At 65.1% G+C, this 19408-nt stretch carries 20 protein-coding genes; 11 read left to right on the top strand and 9 right to left on the bottom strand.

Annotated features, from left to right (window positions below):
- Positions 1 to 28: 28 nt before the first annotated feature.
- The 7 genes from FQK05_RS21240 to FQK05_RS21210 are packed head-to-tail and all read left to right on the top strand — an operon-like array spanning position 29 to position 6275.
- Positions 29 to 880 carry an ABC transporter permease gene (locus FQK05_RS21240; protein ID WP_199252734.1) on the top strand — a complete coding sequence of 284 codons (852 nt, stop codon included), beginning with the start codon at positions 29 to 31 and terminating at the stop codon, positions 878 to 880.
- Complete coding sequence (locus FQK05_RS21235) at positions 880 to 1671, top strand: ABC transporter permease (RefSeq protein WP_158970694.1); 792 nt, start codon at positions 880 to 882, stop codon at positions 1669 to 1671. The genes FQK05_RS21240 and FQK05_RS21235 overlap by 1 nt, the downstream gene beginning before the upstream one ends.
- Positions 1668 to 2732 carry an ABC transporter ATP-binding protein gene (locus FQK05_RS21230; RefSeq protein ID WP_158970692.1) on the top strand — a complete coding sequence of 355 codons (1065 nt, stop codon included), beginning with the start codon at positions 1668 to 1670 and terminating at the stop codon, positions 2730 to 2732. Before FQK05_RS21235 ends, FQK05_RS21230 begins: the two co-directional genes overlap by 4 nt.
- A 46-nt stretch (positions 2733 to 2778) precedes the next feature.
- Positions 2779 to 4065, top strand: a complete 1287-nt coding sequence (locus tag FQK05_RS21225; RefSeq protein WP_158970690.1) for a nucleotide disphospho-sugar-binding domain-containing protein — start codon at positions 2779 to 2781, stop codon at positions 4063 to 4065.
- Positions 4062 to 4424, top strand: a complete 363-nt coding sequence (locus FQK05_RS21220) for a cupin domain-containing protein (protein ID WP_158970688.1) — start codon at positions 4062 to 4064, stop codon at positions 4422 to 4424. The genes FQK05_RS21225 and FQK05_RS21220 overlap by 4 nt, the downstream gene beginning before the upstream one ends.
- A gap of 13 nt (positions 4425 to 4437) precedes the next feature.
- The gene (locus FQK05_RS21215; RefSeq protein ID WP_158970686.1) at positions 4438 to 4782 is read left to right on the top strand and encodes a cupin domain-containing protein; all 345 of its coding nucleotides are present in this window, start codon (positions 4438 to 4440) and stop codon (positions 4780 to 4782) included.
- A complete protein-coding gene (locus FQK05_RS21210; protein WP_158970684.1) occupies positions 4779 to 6275 on the top strand; it encodes an aldehyde dehydrogenase family protein in 1497 nt (498 codons plus the stop codon). Before FQK05_RS21215 ends, FQK05_RS21210 begins: the two co-directional genes overlap by 4 nt.
- 45 nt (positions 6276 to 6320) lie before the next feature.
- On the opposite strand, the gene FQK05_RS21205 is transcribed toward FQK05_RS21210, so the two are convergent.
- Together FQK05_RS21205 and FQK05_RS21200 are read right to left on the bottom strand one after the other, a co-directional pair.
- Complete coding sequence (locus FQK05_RS21205; RefSeq protein ID WP_158970682.1) at positions 6321 to 6935, bottom strand: pyridoxamine 5'-phosphate oxidase family protein; 615 nt, start codon at positions 6933 to 6935, stop codon at positions 6321 to 6323.
- A gap of 300 nt (positions 6936 to 7235) precedes the next feature.
- Positions 7236 to 7991: an SDR family NAD(P)-dependent oxidoreductase gene (locus tag FQK05_RS21200; protein WP_158970680.1), complete on the bottom strand. Its 756-nt coding sequence runs from the start codon at positions 7989 to 7991 to the stop codon at positions 7236 to 7238.
- A gap of 166 nt (positions 7992 to 8157) precedes the next feature.
- Here FQK05_RS21200 and FQK05_RS21195 point away from each other — a divergent pair, with 166 nt between their 5' ends.
- The 4 genes from FQK05_RS21195 to FQK05_RS21180 all read left to right on the top strand — a co-directional run bounded on the left by FQK05_RS21195 (position 8158) and on the right by FQK05_RS21180 (position 11710).
- On the top strand, positions 8158 to 9540 hold the full coding sequence (locus FQK05_RS21195) for an aldehyde dehydrogenase family protein (RefSeq protein ID WP_158970678.1): 1383 nt from the start codon (positions 8158 to 8160) through the stop codon (positions 9538 to 9540).
- Positions 9541 to 9542: 2 nt separating this feature from the next.
- Complete coding sequence (locus FQK05_RS21190; protein ID WP_158970676.1) at positions 9543 to 10313, top strand: N-formylglutamate amidohydrolase; 771 nt, start codon at positions 9543 to 9545, stop codon at positions 10311 to 10313.
- Between the two features lie 79 nt (positions 10314 to 10392).
- On the top strand, positions 10393 to 10983 hold the full coding sequence (locus FQK05_RS21185; RefSeq protein WP_158970674.1) for a helix-turn-helix domain-containing protein: 591 nt from the start codon (positions 10393 to 10395) through the stop codon (positions 10981 to 10983).
- Between the two features lies 1 nt (position 10984).
- Positions 10985 to 11710 (top strand): glutamine amidotransferase, encoded by a 726-nt coding sequence (locus FQK05_RS21180; protein ID WP_158970672.1) that lies wholly within the window; start codon positions 10985 to 10987, stop codon positions 11708 to 11710.
- 21 nt (positions 11711 to 11731) lie between these two features.
- Here FQK05_RS21180 and FQK05_RS21175 read toward each other — a convergent pair whose 3' ends face one another.
- The 7 genes from FQK05_RS21175 to FQK05_RS21145 form a co-directional block, all read right to left on the bottom strand.
- Positions 11732 to 13123: a glutamine synthetase family protein gene (locus tag FQK05_RS21175; RefSeq protein ID WP_158970670.1), complete on the bottom strand. Its 1392-nt coding sequence runs from the start codon at positions 13121 to 13123 to the stop codon at positions 11732 to 11734.
- Entirely contained in the window at positions 13120 to 14205 is a 1086-nt protein-coding gene (locus tag FQK05_RS21170; RefSeq protein ID WP_158970668.1) for a branched-chain amino acid ABC transporter permease, read from the bottom strand. Before FQK05_RS21170 ends, FQK05_RS21175 begins: the two co-directional genes overlap by 4 nt.
- A gap of 1 nt (position 14206) precedes the next feature.
- A complete protein-coding gene (locus tag FQK05_RS21165; protein ID WP_158970667.1) occupies positions 14207 to 15106 on the bottom strand; it encodes a branched-chain amino acid ABC transporter permease in 900 nt (299 codons plus the stop codon).
- A 3-nt stretch (positions 15107 to 15109) separates the two neighbouring features.
- Positions 15110 to 15808 carry an ABC transporter ATP-binding protein gene (locus FQK05_RS21160; protein ID WP_158970665.1) on the bottom strand — a complete coding sequence of 233 codons (699 nt, stop codon included), beginning with the start codon at positions 15806 to 15808 and terminating at the stop codon, positions 15110 to 15112.
- 15 nt (positions 15809 to 15823) lie between these two features.
- On the bottom strand, positions 15824 to 16975 hold the full coding sequence (locus tag FQK05_RS21155; RefSeq protein WP_158970663.1) for an ABC transporter substrate-binding protein: 1152 nt from the start codon (positions 16973 to 16975) through the stop codon (positions 15824 to 15826).
- Positions 16976 to 16979: 4 nt separating this feature from the next.
- Positions 16980 to 17741, bottom strand: coding sequence for an ABC transporter ATP-binding protein (locus FQK05_RS21150; protein WP_158970661.1), 762 nt, complete (start codon positions 17739 to 17741; stop codon positions 16980 to 16982).
- Between the two features lie 210 nt (positions 17742 to 17951).
- Entirely contained in the window at positions 17952 to 19232 is a 1281-nt protein-coding gene (locus tag FQK05_RS21145) for an ArgE/DapE family deacylase (RefSeq protein WP_158970659.1), read from the bottom strand.
- Between the last annotated feature and the right edge of the window lie 176 nt (positions 19233 to 19408).

Genomic DNA, 19408 nt, shown 5'->3' with positions numbered 1-19408 from the left:
ATCCGTCTGCCATGACCCGGACCGATCCATGAAAGACCGCAGTCCCGCCCTGCTGATGGCGCCGGCCCTGGCGTGGCTGACGGCGTTCATGGTCGTCCCATGCCTTCTGATCCTGGCGCTGGCCTTCTTTCGCCGCGGGATCTACGGCGGGATCGAATACACCTTCACGCTGGAAAACCTGGGGCTGGTCTTCGACCCGCTCTATGCCGGGATCTTCCTGAAATCGGCCTGGATCGCCGGGCTGGCGGCGCTGATCGCGGTGGTGCTGGGCTATGCCGCCGCCTTTGCCATTGCCGCTGCACCGGCCCGCCGGCAACCGGCGCTTCTGTTCTTTGCCGTCCTGCCGTTCTGGTCGAACTACCTGGTCCGGACCTATGCCTGGATCGTGCTTCTGAACCGCGAAGGCCTTCTGACAGGTATCGCCCGCTGGTTCGGCTACGACGGTGAATTGCCCAAGCTTCTCTATACCGAACCTGCCGTGGTGGTGGGGCTGGTCTACAATTACCTGCCCTTCGTGATCCTGGCCTGCTATGCTCCGCTGTCGCGCCTGAATGTCGAGATCGGAGAGGCCTCGCGCGACCTTGGCGCCTCCGGCTGGACGACATTCCGGCGGGTGACGGTGCCGATGACCTTCCACGGGATCGCCACCGGTTTCGTCTTCGTCTTCGTGCTGTCCATCGGCAACTTCGTGACGCCCGCGCTGTTGGGGGGCGGGCAGTTCCAGATGATCGGGAACCTGGTCTATGCCCAGTTCCTGACCGCGAACGACTGGCCCTTCGGTGCCGCCCTGTCGATGGTGCTGATTGCGATCATGATGGGTCTGCTGACGCTTCAGACCTTCGCCAGCGAAAAGGCCTCCGGTTCGGGGAGGCATGACTGATGGCGTCCCAGGCCAATCCACGGCTGATGTTCGCGATCCTCGCGGCTGTCTTCGCGTTCCTCTACGTGCCGATTTCGGTGCTGGTCGCGCTGTCCTTCAACGACGGCGGCCTGCCCACTGCGTGGACCGGGTTTTCGGTGAAATGGTATGGCGCGCTGTTCCGCAACGGCGACATCATGTCGGCCGCCTTGAACACGCTGATCGTGGCCATCGTCTCGACCGTCCTGGCCACGCTGTTCGGCACGCTGCTGGCCATCGGGGTGGAAATCCGGCGGCGTAAGGGCCGGTTTCTGGAAACCATCATCTTCGCGCCGATGATCATTCCCGACATCGTGCTGGCCATCGCGCTGCTCAGCTTCTTTTCGCTGTTGAACGTGACCATGGGCCTGCACACCGTGATCCTGAGCCACGTCGTCTTCAACCTGGCCTTCGTCTGTTCAGTGGTCCGCGCGCGGCTGAAGACCTTCGACTGGTCGGTGGTCGAAGCTTCGGCCGACCTGGGCGCCTCCACCGTCACCACGCTGCGGCGGATCGTGATCCCGGTCCTGCTGCCGGCGATCGTTGCGGGTGGGCTGCTGGCCTTCACCCTGTCAGTCGACGAATTCATCATCGCGTTCTTCACCGCCGGGGCGGGGCGGTCGTCGATCACCCTGCCGATGCAGATCTTTGCCATGATCCGTTTCGGCGTCACGCCTGAAATCAACGCGTTGGCGACGCTGATCATGGCCTTTTCGGTCGTGGCGCTGGCCCTGTCGCAACGTCTGAACCGCGGAGGTCTGCCGGGCCAATGATCGAAACGCTGCTGTCGCTGAAGGGCATCGCCAAGTCCTATGGATCGGTCCGCGCCGTGTCGGACCTGAACCTGGACATCCGTCAGAACGAATTCTTCGCCCTGCTCGGCGCTTCTGGCAGCGGCAAGACCACGGTCCTGCGGATGCTGGCCGGGTTCGAGACGCCGACCGAAGGGCAGATCCTGTTGCAGGGTCGGGACATCGTGCCCCTGCCGCCCAATCGGCGGCCGGTGAACCTGATGTTTCAGTCCTACGCTCTGTTCCCGCACATGACCGTTTCCCAGAACCTGGCCTACGGGCTGGAGATGGAGCGGCTCTCCAGGGCAGAAGTCAAAAGCCGCGTGGACGAGATGCTGGAGATCGTGCAGCTGTCGCACCTGTCCCGCCGCAAGCCCGACCAGTTGTCAGGCGGGCAGCGGCAGCGGGTGGCTTTGGGCCGGGCTTTGGTAAAACGACCGCGGCTGTTGTTGCTGGACGAACCTCTGGGGGCTCTCGACAAGAAGCTGCGGGGCGAGATGCAGATGGAGCTGAAGCGGATCCAGTCCGAATTCGGCATCACCTTCATTGTGGTCACGCATGACCAGGAGGAGGCGCTGGTCATGGCCGACCGGATCGCGATCCTGAAGGATGGCGGCCTGCTGCAATGTGGCACCCCGCACGAGATCTATGAGCACCCGGGCAGCCGTTATGCCGCGGACTTCATCGGCGAGATGAATTTCCTCAGTGGCCGCGTCCGGGCGGGCGAGCTGGTGACCGAAGACGGCACGCGGATCGCGGCACCGGTGCCTGCGGACGTGATGCCGGGCGATACCGTCGACATCGCGATCCGGCCGGAGCGGATGAAGATCGGGACGACAAACCTTGAAAACATGGTGAAAGGCCAGGTGGTCGCGACCGCCTATCTGGGTCTGGACCTTCAGGTCCATGTCCAGACCGCGCTGGCCGCGAAGCCGCTGCTGGTCCGCATGACCGCGCAGGAGGTCGATACCGCACAGCTGGTCGAAGGCGACGACGTCACTATCGGCTGGACCGCACAGGACACCCGCGTCTTCAGGGCGTGACGCAACAGGACCGCCATCAATGGCGGCAGCAACAGGAGAGACCAAGATGACACAGAAGACCTTTGCCTTCTTTCCCGAAGCGGCCTTTGGCCCGGCCCTGAATTCGGTCGGCATTGCCCAGGCCGTGGAACGCATGGGCCACAAGGCCGTGTTCCTGTCGGATCCCGGTTTCGTCGAGGTCTACCAGGGCTACGGGTTCGAAGCGCATCCGGTGAACCTGTCGGAACCGATGCCCGCGGAGCAGATGGCGAAGTTCTGGGAAGACTTCATCAACGGTCACATCCCGAATTTCCGCAAGGCGCCGATCGACCAGCTGGACAATTATGTCCGCGAATGCTGGGAAGCCATCGTCGACAGCGCGAAATGGGCGCAGAAGGATCTGCCCGGCATCCTTGCCAAGGTCAAACCGGACGTGATCTCCGTCGACAACGTGATCCTGTTCCCCGCGATCAAGCAGTTCGGGGTGCCCTGGGTGCGCATCATTTCCTGTTCGGAAAACGAGATCGAGGACGACGCGATCCCGCCGCATCTGTCGGGCATGTCGGTGAACGACAAGGCAGGGCACGAGGCGTTCCGCGCCAAGTTCAACGCGGTGATGAAGCCTGCCCATGACGACTTCAACGCCTTCCTGGCGGAATGCGGCGAAGATCCCTATCCGATGGGCCAGTTCTTCGAGGCGTCGCCCTACATGAACCTGCTGCTGTATCCGGAACAGGCAAGATACGACCGGTCGGTCACGCTGGACCCGGCGCAGTTCCAGTACCTGGAAGGCTGCGTGCGGCAGGACGAACCCTACGAGGTGCCGACCTTCAAGGCCAACAATGACGGCCCGCTCATCTATATCTCCTTCGGGTCGCTGGGCGCCGGGGACACGGACCTGCTGAAGCGGCTGATCACGCTGATGGGCAAGACCCGGTATCGCGCGCTGGTCAATGTCGGCGACTACATCGGCGAATATGACGACATCCCCGACAACGTGATCATCCAAAGCTGGTATCCCCAGCCGTCGGTCATTCCGCAGGTCGATGCGGTGATCCACCATGGCGGCAACAACTCGTTCACGGAATGCCTGTATTTCGGCAAGCCCGCGATCATCATGTCCTATGTCTGGGACGGCCACGACAACGCCATGCGGGTGCAGGAAACCGGCCATGGGTTCCGGTCGGACCGTTACGACTGGACCGACGATGAACTGGTCGAAAAGATCGAGGCCTGCCTGACCGATGCCGACATGGCGGCAAAGCTCAAGGCCACGTCGGCCCACATGCAGTCCCGGAACGGGCAGGAAAAGGCCGCCAAGATCCTTGTCGGCCTGGCGGAGAAAGGGGCATGACGAACCTTGCCTCCTCGGCACCGCATATCCACGGGGCCACCACCTATGACGACCTGGTCGACTGGGGCCCCCAGCCCGACATGATCGAAGGGCAATCCCATTCCACCGGGCGGCTTCTGCACAAGGGTCCGGGCAATTCGCCGGAAACCGGGGTCTGGGTCTGCACGCCGGGCACCTGGCGCATCTCTGTCCCGCGGGACGAGTTCTGTCATTTCGTGGAAGGCCGGGTGATCTATCGCCGCGACGGCACGGACGAGGTGATCGAGGCCACGGCCGGCACCTGCGTCCTGTTTCCCGCCGGCTGGGAAGGCACGGCGGAGATCGCCGAAACGCTTCGCAACATCTACATGCTTGTCTGACAGGAAGACCGAAATGAAAGCCCCCATCATGCGCCAACCGCTTTCAGTGACCGACGTGGTCGACTGGGGCGTCATCCCGACGATGATCGAAGGCGAAAGCCGGACATCGGGCCAGGTCCTTTACAAGGGACCGAACGGCGAAAGCGAATGCGGATTGTGGATTTGTACACCTGGGAAGTGGGAATGCCACGTGACCAAGGACGAATTCTGTCACTTCCTCGAAGGGTCCTGCACTTACGTCCATGAAAGCGGCGACGTGATCGAGATCACGCCCGACACCGCCGCCTTCTTCCCGCAGGACTGGAAGGGCGTCTGTACGGTCCACGAGACCATCAAGAAGGTCTACATGATCCGATGAGAGATCCCTGCTTCTATCTGGCGCCGGATTACGTTCCGACAGAAGGTCCGGTCCACGATGCGACCGATCCCGCGACGCTGGTGCATGTGGGCCAGTACGGCGAGCCTGCGCCGGCCCAGTTGGAACAGGTGCTGGATCGGGTGAACGCAGCGCAACGGCTGTGGGCGAAGCTCGATGCCAAGACCCGAGCGGGCTATCTTCATCGTGTCGCCGATGCGATGGAACGCGCCGACATGACCGAGATCGGGATCATGATGACGCGCGAGATCGGAAAGCCCTATCCGGAGGCCATCGGAGAGATCGCGAATATCCCGGCGGTCTTCCGCTATTTTGCCGAAATGGCCCGCGACGATGCGGGCAAGATCGCCGGAAACATGCAGCCGGGGTCGTTCCAGTTCCAGACCTACCAGCCCCACGGGGTGTCGGTGCACATCGTGCCCTACAACTTTCCCCTGATCCTGGGCTGCTGGACCATCGCGGCCTCGCTGGCGGCGGGGAACGGTGTGGTGCTGAAGGCGGCACCGGCGGGCACGATCTGCACGCTGATGTTCATGACGTTCTTCGATGCCCTGCCCAAGGACCTGATCGCCTGCGTCGGCGGCGGGGCGGATGTGGGGCGGCAGCTGATAGAAAGCCCCAAGACCCATGTCGTGGCCTTCACCGGGTCCGCCGAGGTCGGCCGCCAGATCGCGCGCGAATGCGGCGGCCTGATGAAGCCCTGCGTGATCGAAGGCGGCGGCAGCGATCCGATGGTCGTGTCGGCCAAGGCCGACATCGCGGTGGCCGCGTCGGGCGCCGTGACGGCGGCCTACCTGCAATCGGGGCAGGTCTGCACGTCGACGGAACGGATCTATGTCGAAGATGCGGTCCACGACGCGTTCGTGGCGGCGCTGGTGGAACGTGCGCGAAAGCTCCGGATCGGGAAGGGGCTGGGCGTGGCGGAGATTGGGCCGCTGGTCAGCCAGGCGGCACAGCAGCGCGTGCTGGACTGGATCGATACGGCCAGGCTGAAGGGGGCCACGATTGCCCTTGGCGGCGGCGTGCCGCTGGACAACCAGACCGGCTGGTTCGTGGAACCCACCGTCGTGACCGACGTCACGCAGGACATGGGCCTGTTCGAGAACGAGATCTTCGGTCCCGTCGTGTCGGTGGTTCGAACGCGATCCTTTGCCGAGGCGCTGGAGCTGGCGAATGACAGCCGCTTCGGGCTGGGAGCCAGCGTTTTCACCCGCGATCTGGCCGAGGCGCATCAGGCGGTGGAAACGCTTCAGGCCGGGATGGTCTGGGTGAACAATCCGCTGGTCGACAACGACGCGCTGCCCTTCGGCGGGATCAAGGCGTCGGGGCTGGGACGGGCGCTGGGACGGATCGGGCTGGATGCGTTCCGGTCGCCGCGGATGGTGGTCATCGACCCGGTCGCGAAGATGGCGGACTGGTGGTACCCGTACCCCGACGACTGGTTCCTGGACGCCGGCGGCCGCAGCCACGTCTGACCTGCTCCGGGGCGCAGAAAGCGCCCCGGACCGTCGCGCCAAGACCTACCACAGCTGGGTGCGATAGTTCTCCTCCAGCCCGGCGTCGAGCTTCTGGACATCTGCATCGATCGCGGTCTGGTCGCGCAGGATTTCCCCCAGCGTCGGCATTTCCTTGCGGTCTGGCCATGTGTCCGGCTTCCACAGGCCGGACCGGATATAGGCCTTGGAGCAGTGCATGTAGACCTCGGCAATCTCGACCACCATGACCGACAGGGCGGGACGGCCATTCATGCCCAGCTGCGCGCACAGATCGGGGTCGACGGTGATCCGGGCGCGGCCGTTGATGCGCAGCGTCTCGTTCATGCCGGGGATCATGAAGATCAGGCCGACGGCCGGGTTCTGCAGGATGTTTTCCAGCGTATCCAGACGGTTGTTTCCGGGCCGGTCGGGCAGGGCGATGGTGCGGTCGTCCAGCACCTGGGCAAAGCCCGGCCCGTCGCCCCGGGGTGTCACGTCGCCCAGGCCGTCGGGCCCTTGGGTTCCCACCACCGCGAAGGGCGACAGCGACAGGAAGCGGCGGGAATGCGGCTCCAGCGCGGTCAACTGCTTGCGCCGCGCGCCTTCGGAGGCGGGGCGATAGATCTTGCGCAGATCGTCGACGGTTTCGACAAAATCCATTGTGTTCTCCTTCGATGGCCGGACCCGAAGCGCTGGGGAGACGCCCTGGCGTCGAACCTGGCCAGCGACCTGCCAGTTGCAAGTGCATCCCTGGCCAGCCGCGGGCCGGGCAGGGACGACCTGTCTTCGGCCATCCTGCATCGAAGGTCCACCCGAAGGGCAGGGCGGCCGCCGAAATTGTCCCCGGATGTGATCCGGGGACGGTATGCTGACATCCTCAGGCGCCGGTTTCGGAGAAACGGGAAAACGGACGACGCCACGGGCGGCGCCCAGGGCCGGCCTGGCAGCGCGGTGCCGACCTTACATCTTCATCAGCAGGCCGCCGTCGACGGCAAGGTCGATCCCCGTGATGTAGGAGGCCGCGTCCGACAGAAGGAACAGCGCCGCATTGGCCATGTCCTCGGCCGTACCGATCCGCCCCAGCGGGGCATAATCGCCCACGGCCTTCAGGATCTCGGGCTTGTCCTCCCACCGCGCCTGCAGGGGTGTCAGCGCCATGCCGGGGCAGATCGCGTTCGACCGTACCCCATCGGCCGCCAGCTGCATCGCCAGCGACTTGGACAGGGCGCAGACCCCGGCCTTGGAAGCCTGATAAGCGTCCTGCGGCGCCGGGTCGCCGCGCAGCCACTGGATGGTGGAAAAATGCACCATCGACGCCCCGTCTCGTCCTTTCATGAAGGGTACTGCCGCCCGCGCCGTCAGGGCCACCGCCTTCAGGTTGATGTCGAACACCTGGTCCCAGACATCCATGTCCATTTCGAGAACCGAGGCATCGCGACCGAACCACAGCACGCCGGCGACATTGGCCAGGTGGTCGATGCCGCCATGGGCCTTGCCCGCATCCCCGATCGTTTTGGCGATGAACGCGGCATCCGTCAGGTCGCCTTGCGCATAGGTCAGGCCCGGATGGTTCGCCAGGCTTTCTGGCGCGGGCTTGATGTCGATCCCCGTGACCGTTGCCCCTGCGTTCAGCAGGGCGGCTGCAAGCGCCTCTCCCATGCCGCCACCGGCGCCGGTGACCACCGCGTGACGCCCCGAGAAATCATATGTGATCATGACAGCCCCTTGTCCTGCCTTGTGCTGAAACACCCGCCGACCGGGTGCAGGAACACTAGCCGAACTGCGACACGTTACAAGCCAGTTTGGAAAAAAGTTGCTAATCTGGAAAATTGTTCCTATTCGATATCCATATCGGAAACTCTCCCAGACGAAGGCGCCGCCCATGTCGCAGACCCAGTTCAGCGTGATTTCTCCTGTCGACGGTCGGGAGTACCTGACCCGTTCCTATGCCACCATGGCCGAGATCGAGACCAAGATCGCCGCCGCCCGTGCCGCAGCACCCGCATGGCGCCGGATGCCGCTGGCCGATCGTGCCGCGCTGGTCGTGGCCTTCGGGGCGGAGATGCAGAAGCGCGGCGCCGATCTGGCAGAAGCAGTCGCCTGGCAGATCGGACGTCCGCACTGGCAGGCGGACGAAACCGGCCGCCTGGCCATGGTGGGCGAACTGCTGGCCGAAGGGGCCGCCGCGACCCTTCAGGACGAAGCCTTCCCGGAAGAACCGGGCATCCGCCGCTACACCCGCGCCGTTCCGGGCGGGGTGCACCTGTCGATCTGCGCCTGGAACTACCCCACGGCGATGCTGGGCTATCTGGTCAGTCAGCCGCTGGTGTCGGGCAATGTCGTGATCCTGAAACATTCGCCCCAGACCCCGGTGATCGCCGAAATCGCGGCAGAGGCCTGGACCGCCGTCGGCGGCCCTGCAGGTGTCTTTCAGACCTTGCACCTGTCGCACCCGGACGCCGAGCGGCTGATCGGCGCGGGCACCTTCAACGCGGTGAACTTCATTGGATCCGTCGGGGGCGGCAAGCGGGTGCACCGTGCCGCCGGCGGGACCATGACCCAGGTCCATCTGGAGCTGGGGGGCAAGGATCCGACCTACATTCGTGCCGATGCCGATATCGCCGGTCTGGCCGCGGATCTGGCCGAAGGCACGTTCTCGAATGCCGGGCAAAGCTGCTGCTCGGTCGAGCGGATCTATGTCGATGCCGCCGTGAAGGACGACCTGATCGAGGCGCTGGTGGCCGAAGCCCGGAAGTGGACCATCGGCCATCCCTTCAACGACAAGGCCATGCTGGGCCCCGTGGTCCGGCAGGAAGCCGCGGACAGGATCCGGGGACAGGTCGATCAGGCCGTGGCCGCGGGGGCGAAACTTGTCTATGCGGGCGATGACAGCGCCGGCGGGGCCTATGTTCCGGCGCAGGTGCTGACCGACGTCTCGCACGACATGCAGATCATGGTCGACGAACTCTTCGGTCCCGTTGCCTGCGTGCAGGCCGTGTCGGGGGACGAGGAAGCGATCCGGCTGATGAACGACAGCGAATTCGGCCTGTCCGCCAGCATCTGGACCCGCGACATCGACCGTGGCGTGGCGCTGCTGGACGAGGTCGAGGCCGGCACCGTCTACCTGAACCGTTGCGACCATGCGGATCTGTACCTGCCCTGGGGCGGGATCAAGAATTCCGGTCTTGGCCGCACCAACGGCCGCGTGGGCCTGATCGAGACGACGGCGCCGAAAAGCTATCACGTCCGCAGCAAGCTGGGCTGAAGATGAAGCTGTCCAAGGCCGAAATCGACCGTCTGGCCGCCGGAGCGGTGGAGGTGCTGCACAGGGACAGCGCCTCTGCGCTGCTGCTGCTGTGTGAGCATGCGGGGAACGGGGTTCCGGCGCCCTGGGGGACGCTGGGGCTGGATCCGGTGTACTTCACCACGCACTATGCCTTCGATCCGGGCAGCCGGGACCTGACGCGGGCCATGGCCGACCGGCTGCAGGCGCCGGCCGTGCTGTCGCGCTATTCGCGGATGTTCCTGGATTACAACCGCTATCCCGAAGACTGGGACCGGATTCGCCCGGATCTGGGCGGAATCCCGGTGCCGGGGAACATGGATCTGACCGAAAGCGACCGCGACCTGCGCCAGAAGGTGGCGGCCGATCCGATGGGCGCGGCGATCGCGGCGCTGCTTCCCGGGCGGGCGGCTGCCGTCTCGATCCATACCTTCACGCCGGTGATGGCCGGGCATGTCCGGCCTGTCGACATCGGTCTATTGTGGAAGGTCGACAGTCCCTTCATGCGGCGCGTTATCGGGACGGTCGAGGAACTGGCCCGGCCACTGGGCCTGAGGGTGGGGGAAAACGAACCCTATGACTGGCGCCTAGCCAATGGCTATTGCCTGGAGACGCATGCCATGGGAAATGGCCTGCCATGCGCCTGTATCGAGGTGAACAATGCCCTGTTTTCCGATCCGGAAACTGTGACGGCCATTGCCGGTGTCCTGTCGGATGCGCTGAAGGCGGCTTTGGAATACCTGGAAGCGGCGTAGGTGCCGCGGTTGCAAGGACTGGACCGGCCACTCTCATATCGGTAAAATCCGGTGTCCACAGACAGTTACGGAAGGTGGGATGACGCGCGAACTTGGAGAGATGATCCGTCAGACCCGCAAGAAAATGGGCCTGACCCTGCGCGAACTGGGCGAACAGTCGGGCCTGACCGTCTCCCAACTTTCCAAACTGGAAAACGGCAAGCAGCGGATATCGGTCGACGTTGCCCTGAAGATCGCGGGCGTGATGCATGTGCCCGTGACCTCTTTCCTGGCGTCGCCCCGTGCGATGCCGCAGGGCAGGCGATCCGTCACCCGGGCCGGGACCGGCACGATCCACGCCACCGACGGCATGCGGTTCGAGGTCCTGTGCAGCGATTTCCGCGACAAGCGCAACATCTTCTGGAACGTCACCGTCACCGGCAGGACGCCGGAGGAAAACGGCGGCTGGCGCGCCCATGCGGGCGAAGAGTTCGTCCAGGTCCTGTCCGGCCGGCTGGAACTGCACACCCGCCATTACGAACCCCTGATCCTGGAACAGGGGGACAGCGTGCTGTTCGACAGCGATACAGATCACGCCTATGCCAGCATCTCGGAGGAACCGACGCTGCTTTTCATGTCGAACTCGATGCTGCACCTGCCAGGCTTCGACCTGCCGGACGGGGCCGCCTGAGATGGCGCCGTTCCTGTTGCTGAAGACCGGCAGCCTGGAGGAACTGGGCCGGCCCTACATGGACCGCCACGGCGATACCGAACGCAGCTTTTTCGCGGCCACCGGCCTTGACCCCGAGGAAATGCGGGTGATCGACGTCGAACGGGACGAAGCTCTGCCGGCGATGACCGATCCGATTGCGGGGGTGATCGTCACGGGATCGGGCGCCATGGTGACTGAAGGGCTGCCGTGGATGAAACGCTCCGGCGCCTGGTTGGTCGAGGCGGTGAAGGCCGGCATCCCCGTGCTGGGCGTCTGTTTCGGACATCAGCTGATGGCGCAGGCTCTGGGCGGCGCGGTCGGCGAGAACCCGAAGGGCCTCGAATCCGGAACGCTGCCGATCACCATCGATGCGGCGGGCGATCCGCTGCTGGGGCCCTTGCCCCATCGGGTGATGATGCAGGTCCACCATTACCAGACCGTGCTGACCAGCCCGCCGGGGGCCCAGGAGCTGGCCCACAGCGCGCAGGATCCGCACCAGGCGCTGCGCTATGGCCCCGTAGCCTGGTCCATCCAGTTCCACCCGGAAATCACCCGGCCGATGATGGTCGACATGCTGGACCTGCTGCGCCATCAGCATGCAGCCGAAGGCTATGATCCCACGGCCATGATGGCGACGACACAGGACACGCCCGAAGGGCCGGTCCTGATGCGCCGTTTCGTGGATATCGCCCGTCAGGCGCGCTGACGGGCGTTCGGACGTCGGGTGTTACACGAAGTAGCGCTGCCATTCGAAATCGGTGATCCGCGCGGCCTGCCAGGCCTCGAAGGCTCTGACCTCGTTCAGCAGGCTTTCGGTGTAGTGGGTCACGAAGACCTCGCCAAAGACCTCCTTGCAGAAGGCAGAGGCGCCGAAATCCTCGGCCGCGGCGCGCAGGGAATCCTGAAGCGGTTTCGCCGCGCCGTCGGGTGCCATGCCGGGCTGGGCGGTGGGCGGTGTCAGGCCCCGTTCCAGCCCCCTGGTGCCGGCGGCCAGGATCGCAGCAACCGTCAGATAGGGGTTCACGTCCGCCCCGGCCACGCGGTGTTCGAAACGGCAGGCGCCCGCATTGGGCGTGGTGATCGCACGAATGGCGGCGGCGCGGTTTTCATAGCCCCAGCTCACGTCCTCGGGCGACCACGCGCCGCGGTCGAAGCGGCGGAAGGAATTGACCGTCGGCCGGAACATCGCGTGGGTGTCGGGCAGGTATTCCAGCATCCCGGCCAGGAACTGCTGACCCACCGGCGACAGGGCCCCTGTGCCCGCGGCCATGGCCGGCTGGCCGTCCTGCCAAAGGCTGACATGGTGATGTCCGCCACAGGCGCTTTCCCGGCCGGGGGGCTGGAAACGGGTCATGAAGGTCGCAACCAGACCACGTTCGGCGCAAAGCTCCTTCAGGTGCAGCTTGGCACGGACGGCATCGTCCGCGGCTTCGACCGCGGGCTTCGGCTTCAGCGCGAATTCGTACATGCCATAGCCGTATTCGGTGACCATGGACGCGACGCCGATACCCAGCGAATCCATGCGCCGCATGAACTCTGTCACCAGGTCCTGATAGTCGCCGCCGCGGACCAGGTCGTAATTGACCAGCGAATGGCCCCAGGGTTTCAGCTCGCGATACCGGCCCTGCTGCATCAGAGCGTGGTCGGCATGGAAGATCCCGAATTCGTATTCCAGCGCCACCTGGGCCTCGTACCCCTGTGCCCGCAGGGCCGCGTCCGCATTGGCCAGGACGTGGCGCGGGTCGACGGCGCAGGGGCTGCCGTCCAGCATGTAGCCGGTCGAGATGACCGAGGCCATGTCGGGCCGCCATCCGTGTTGGCGAAGCGACGCGGGGTCGACCAGCGCCTTGATGTTGGGAAAGCCGTTTTCCTCGTTCGCCATGTAGGACCCGAAGATCGTATCGCCATCCGGCTGCCCATCGCCCCGCGACACGCAGTAGAGGATGCCATTCAGCGCATCGCCCGAGGTCGACAGCTTGAACGGCGTGATCTTGGACCGCAAAAGCCCGGTGATGTCGACGACATGGGTCTGCAGGAATTCGACCCCTGCGGCCTTCATCCGTTCCTGGGCGGCATCATATTCGGGGCCGTAAGCTGCGGCCTGTTCTTCGAAGTTCATTCTGCTTTGTCCATTCTGCTGTTGCGTCGCAACAGGGCCCCGATGGCCTCGTCCAGTTCGTATCGCCCGCTGATCCCCTGCGGGCGCAGGGCCATGCAAAGGACGATGACCACGCCAAGCGCCACGCCCGACAGGCCCAGCATCGCGGGCATCTGGATCCCCAGGACCGAGACGCCGGTTTCCACGGACCGGATTGCCTCGAGCCCGAAGGACAGCAGGATCGTGCCCAGCATCGCGCCGGTGACCGTGCCCATGCCGCCCAGGATCAGCATCGCCAGTGTCAGGAAGACCTGCTGGAAATAGAAGACCTTGGGGCTGATCGTGCCGGCGAAACCGGCATAGAGCATCCCCGCAGCCCCGCAGATCAGTGCCGACAGCAGCCAGGCCCGGCGGCGCAGGGCCCGGGAATCCAGCGCCAGCGCCTCGGCCGCCTGCAGGTTGTCGGCAGTGGCACGCAGTTGCAGGCCGGTGGCGCTTTCCCGGAACAGGCGCGCGATGACGATGGCCGCGACGGCGCCAGCGATGATCGCGGGCAGACCGAAGATCTTGGGGATGCCGAAGAAGGCCTGGTTGCCCTTGAACAGTTCCGGCCAGTGCAGGAACACCGAATGGACGATGACCAGGAAGGCCAGGCTGACGATGGTCGCCGCCACGCCCGACAGACGCGAGATGATGCGGCCGGAGACCAGCGCCAGGACTGCGACCACCACGAACGAGATCGGGATGGCGATGACCGGCGACAGCGTGATCTGCGACAGACCGAAGGGCGCATGCGGGATCGACAGCTTCTTCAGCGCGACGGGCGTGGCCAGGATCGCCAGACCATAGGCGCCAAGGCCCACGAAGGCGGAATGGCCCAGCTGCGGTACGCCGGAATTGCCCATGAAGACCTGCAGGCCCACGACGATGATCAGGTTGACCAGCGCAGCAGCGGCCAGGTGCTGATAGTAGTTGGGCGCGAAGCCGATGAAGTAGAGGCCGATGGCCACGACCGGCAGGGCGGTGATGATCCCCCCGGTCAGCCCGCGGAGGATCCAGCGCGATGCCGCCGATGGGGTTGCGGGCAGGGCGTCGGTGGTCATGTCAGATTTCCTTGTCGCCCAGTTCCTGCCGCGACCCAAGCAGCCCTTCGGGCCGGTAGACCAGGATCGCGATGACGATGACATATGTCAGCGCCTCTTTCAGGCCGCCATGTTCCTGCGGCAGGGCGACCAGCAGGCCGACCTCGATAAAGCCCAGAAGCATGCCGCCCACGGCGGCGCCGGACAGGGATCCGAAGCCGCCGATCACGCAGGCGACGAAGGCCTTCATCACAAGGCCGAAGCCCATGTCGGGCGAGACGCTGCCCCGGCGGGCCAGGATGAAGACCGCCGCGACGCCCGCCAGCACGCCGGAAATGGCGAAAGCCATCGCGATGACGCGGTTGGCACGGATACCCATCAGGCGGACGGTGGAAAAGTCCCGTGCCGCGGCGCGCATGGCGATGCCAAGGGTGGAGCGGTTCAGGAACAGGACCAGCGCGCCGATGGACAAGGCGGCGGCCAGGAACTCCATCACCTGCAGGGACGACACGGTGAAGCCGCCCACATGCCAGGTGGCATTCAGCCCGTTCAGCACCGGCACCGCCTGCGGCCGCGGAGAGATCAGAAGCTGGAACAGGTTCTGCAGGATGATGCTGACCCCGAAGGCGGTCAGCAACCCGGTCGTCGTGGGCGCATTGCGCACGGGCCGGAAGGCCACGCGTTCCAGAAGGACGGACGCCGCGCCGGCCGCGGCCAATGCCAGCAGGATCGCCAGCCAGGGTTGCGACAGGCCAACGGCGACCGCCAGGAAGACACAGTAGCAGGCGCTGGCGATGACCTCGCCATGGGCGAAATTGACCAGCCCCATGATCGAAAAGACGACCGCCAGCCCCAGCGCCACAAGGGCATATTCGGACCCGAAGGCCAGGGCGTTCACGAATTGCTGGACGAAATACTCCATGGCTCAGGCCCCCAGATACATCGACATGAGGTCGGATCCCGCCAGTTCCGCGGCCGTCCCGGAATAGCGCAGCTGACCGGTGCCCAGCACATAAGCCCGGTCGGCGAACCGCAGCGCCTGCGCCGCGTTCTGTTCGACCACCAGAACCGTCAGACCGTCCGCCTTCAGCGATCCGATGAAATCGAAGATCCGCGCAACGATCATCGGTGCCAGCCCCAGCGAGGGTTCGTCGAGAAGCAGCATCCGCGGTCTGGACATCAGCGCCCGGGAAATGGCCAGCATCTGCTGTTCGCCGCCCGACAGCGTGCCCGCGGCCTGCGCGATCCGTTCACCCAGCACGGGGAACAGGGTGCAGTACCGGTCGATATCCGCTGCGACCCCGGCCTTGTCCGACCGCGTCGCGGCGCCAAGGCGGAGGTTTTCCGCAACGGTCAGGTTCGCGAAGACATGTCGCCCCTCGGGACAGGCCGTCAGGCCGCGGACGATGCGCGCCTCGGTCGGCAGGCGGGTGATGTCCTTGCCGTCCAGGATCACCCGGCCCTTCGACGGGACCAGCCCGGTGATCGCCCCGATGGTCGAGCTTTTGCCGGCACCGTTCGGGCCCAGAAGGGCCACGAACTCGCCCTTGGCGACCGACAGGTCCAGCCCCCGCACGGCCTGAACCGCACCGTAGGAGACCGTCAGCCCTTCAAGTTGCAGCATCGTCCGGCCGGCCTCTCAGCGCCAGGCCGGGACGTAGGCGGGCACCGAATCCGCGATGACGGTGCGCTTGCCCCCTTCGAAGCCGATGACAGGCACCGTCTTCACCGGGAAGCCGCCTTCCTCGAAATAGGAGATACTGTCGGACGTCACCCCCGGATTGCCGCCCTCGGCCCGCAGGGCCTGGCGGATCGCGGCGGCGTCGGTCGACCCGGCCTTCATCGCGGCGGCATGCAGGACGCTGACCATGTCGGCGCCAAGCGCGTCGAAGATCGACTGGACGGGGAAGCCCGCGGCCCGGCATTCGTCCAGGAAGACGTCGATGTCCGACCCCATGCCGGTCAGGCCATGGGTGGCGAAGATCACCTTGTCCAGCGCCGCCGGATCGGTGACGGAACCTTCCAGCGACGGGTCGTCGAAGCCGTCGGCGCCCGCGACCCAACCTTCATAGCCATTGGCCTGCAACTGGCGGATCAGGATGCCGACATCGGGCAGCATGGCCGAGATGTGGATGACGTCCGGCGCGGGATCCATGGCCTTGATCTGGGCGATCTGCGGCGACCAGTCGGTGATGCCGAAGGAATAGTTCAGCGTGCCGATCACCTCGCCGCCCAGATGCTCGAAGGTTTCGCCGAACCACTGGGGCAGCATTTCCGACCAGCTGCCCGCATCGGCCGAGGTCATGAGCAGCGCCCGACGCGCGCCGGCGGCATAGACCGCTTCGGCGGTGGCGGCGGCATTCACCGGGTCCGGCACCGCGCCTGCCAGGAAATTGTCGAAGCCCGCGACCTGCATTTCGACCTGCGTGTTCGGCGCCGAGAAGACGGTCACGTCATAGGGTGCGGCCAGTTGCGCGATCGGGATCAGCGAATCCGGGAAGGGCACGCCGGTGATCACCTGCACGTTCTGGTCCAGCAGCTTCTGGGCGATGGTCACCGACAATTGCGCGTCGGACCGGGTATCCTCGATCAGCAGCTCCATGGTCGGGCCCTCGCCCGCCTTGTTCAGCTTGTCCGCCATGCACTTGGCGCCCTCGACTTCGGCATAAGGCGCATAGGGTCCGGTCAGCGAAGCGGCCATGCCGATCTTCACGACATCTTCGGCCATGGCGACCGAAGGCGCGACGATGGCCGTCGTCAGGGCCAGGCGGAAAAGGGTCTTGGCGTTCATGATGTCATACTCCCTGGACTGTGTCCCGTTGATCGCCGGTCCCGGTTTCTGTGCCCGGCCCGACGTAGACTTCGATCACCCGCGGGTCCTTCCAGACGCGTTCGGGTGTGCCTTCGGCGATCGGCCGGCCCTGATCCATGACGAACAGGTGGCGGCAGATGTCGTTGATGAATTTCAGGTCGTGGTCGATCACGACGATGCCCGCGCCCATCTGGGTCGCCACCAGCCGGATGACCTCACCCAACTGGTCGGTTTCCTCGTCGTTCAGGCCCGCGGCAGGTTCGTCCAGAAGCAGGATCTGCGGTACGGTGGCCATGGCGCGGGCCATCTCCAGCCGGCGCTGGCTGCCATAGGACAGCTCTCCGGCCAGGGCGTTCGCGTGACGCTCCAGCCCGAAGGTCTTCAGCAGCGCGGAAGCAGAGACACGGGCGGCGCGGTCGGGTGTCAGCTGACGGCAGCGGGAATGCGCGACCTCGACATTCTGCATCACGGTCAGGCTGTGGAAGACCCGGAGGTTCTGATAGGTCCGCGCGATCCCGGCAGAGCAGATCGCACCAGGGCCGGTTCCGGTCAGGTCCCGCCCGCCCAGCACGACGGTGCCCGCATCGGGGCGCAGAACGCCAGTCACCACATTGACCAGTGTCGACTTGCCTGCGCCGTTCGGCCCGATCAGGCCGACGATCTCGCCCGGATCACAACGCAGGACGGCGTTGTCCAGCGCCTGAACGCCGCCAAAGGCTTTGCGAATTCCCGAAACAGAAAGCACGACATCTCCGATCTTCGGCCGGAGGGCAAGGCCGTCCGGGATGGATCGATGCTAGGCGGCGCACATCTGTGGAGCAAGAAAAAAGTTTCCATAATCGCAACTTTTGGCAACTTAGGAAAATCCGTAGTCCGGGCCGGGGACGAAAACGGGCCCGTCCACAGGGGGCGGGCCCGCCGGTGCGGATGAAAATCGGCGGAAAAAGGGCGCCGTCTATTTCTGGCGCAGCCCGCACCAGTCGGCGATGAAGAGGACCATGGCCTGTGTGACCTTGCGCAACGACACCAGGTCGACCCGTTCGTCGAAGCCGTGGGCCATTTCCGCCCGGGGGCCGTAGACCAGTGCCGGCATGTTGCCGTAAAGGCCGAAGAAACGCGCATCTGTGGTTGCGGTCGACGCGACGGTGTCCAGCGACGCGCCAAAGACCTCTTCATGCGCACCGGACAGGGCGGCCACCGGAGCCTCGGCATTCGTCAGCCGATACCCTTCCGCCTCGAACCCGTTATAGGTGACCGACGGCGGGTTGTTGGCCAGGAACGGGACATCGCGCGAGGCGCGGGCGATGGTCGCCTCGATCTCGGCCTTGGCGTCCTGGATCGACTGGCCGGGATAGATCGATACCCGCACGTCGAATTCGCACCAGGCCGGAACCGAAGACGCCCAGTCGCCCCCTTCGATCTTGCCGACGTTCAGGTTGATCGGGTGCGGCACGTCCTTGTAATCGGGATCGTCCACCTTGCGGGCGTTCCAGTCGGCCTCCAGCCCTTTCAGCGCCTTGATCACCTCGAACGAGGCCATGATCGCATTGGCGCCGTCGCCCGCGACAGCCACGTGGACCGGGATGCCCTGGACACGCACCTTGAACCAGATCACGCCGATCTGGGCGCGGATCAGGCAGTGATGCAGGGGTTCCGGGATCAGCACCGCATCTGCGCGATAGCCGCGTTCCAGACAGGCCAGCGCGCCGTTTCCGGTACATTCCTCCTCGACCACGCTTTGGACACAGATATCGGCCGCGGGCGCAAAGCCCGCCCGGTCGATGGCATCCAGCGCCGACAGGCAGGCAACAAGTCCGGCCTTCATGTCGCCGGCGCCTCGGCCATACAGCCAGTCGCCCTCGCGGCGGGGCTCGAAAGGCGGGGTCGTCCACATCTCGGCCGGGCCTTCCGGGACGACATCGATATGGCCGTTCAGGATCAGCGACTTGCCCGTCGGGTTTTCGGCCCGCGCGGTCCCGACCACGTTCCACGCGTTGTCATAGGAGATGTGGGCGGGCGAGAAGCCCGGCAGGTGCCTGATCCGGTCCAGGTCGATCTTGAACCGGTCCACGTCCATCCCACGCGCCTGCATCTGGCGGGCCATGAAATCCTGCGCCGTCGCTTCCTTTCCCCTTAGCGAGGGGAAACGGACAAGATCCTGGGTCAGGGCAATCTGCGCCTCGAACCCGTCGTCGACGGCGCGGGTCAGGGCAGAGCGGATGGCGGGGTCGGTCATGGGGCGGTCTCTTGCGAAATGGGATCAATGCCCGATCCTGCACAGCATTTTTTCCGGATTGCCAGTCCCACGTTGCCACTGTGGCCGAGCGTTCCGTCAACCGAAAGCTATCAAGCGTAACGCACAGCCGGTCCTGGATGGACTTTCCAACATTCCAGCCACAGGGCAGGCGGATA

The sequence above is a fragment of the Chachezhania sediminis genome, from assembly GCF_009765275.1.
Taxonomy (GTDB): domain Bacteria; phylum Pseudomonadota; class Alphaproteobacteria; order Rhodobacterales; family Rhodobacteraceae; genus Chachezhania; species Chachezhania sediminis.
This window is presented reverse-complemented; position numbering and strand designations above follow the sequence as displayed.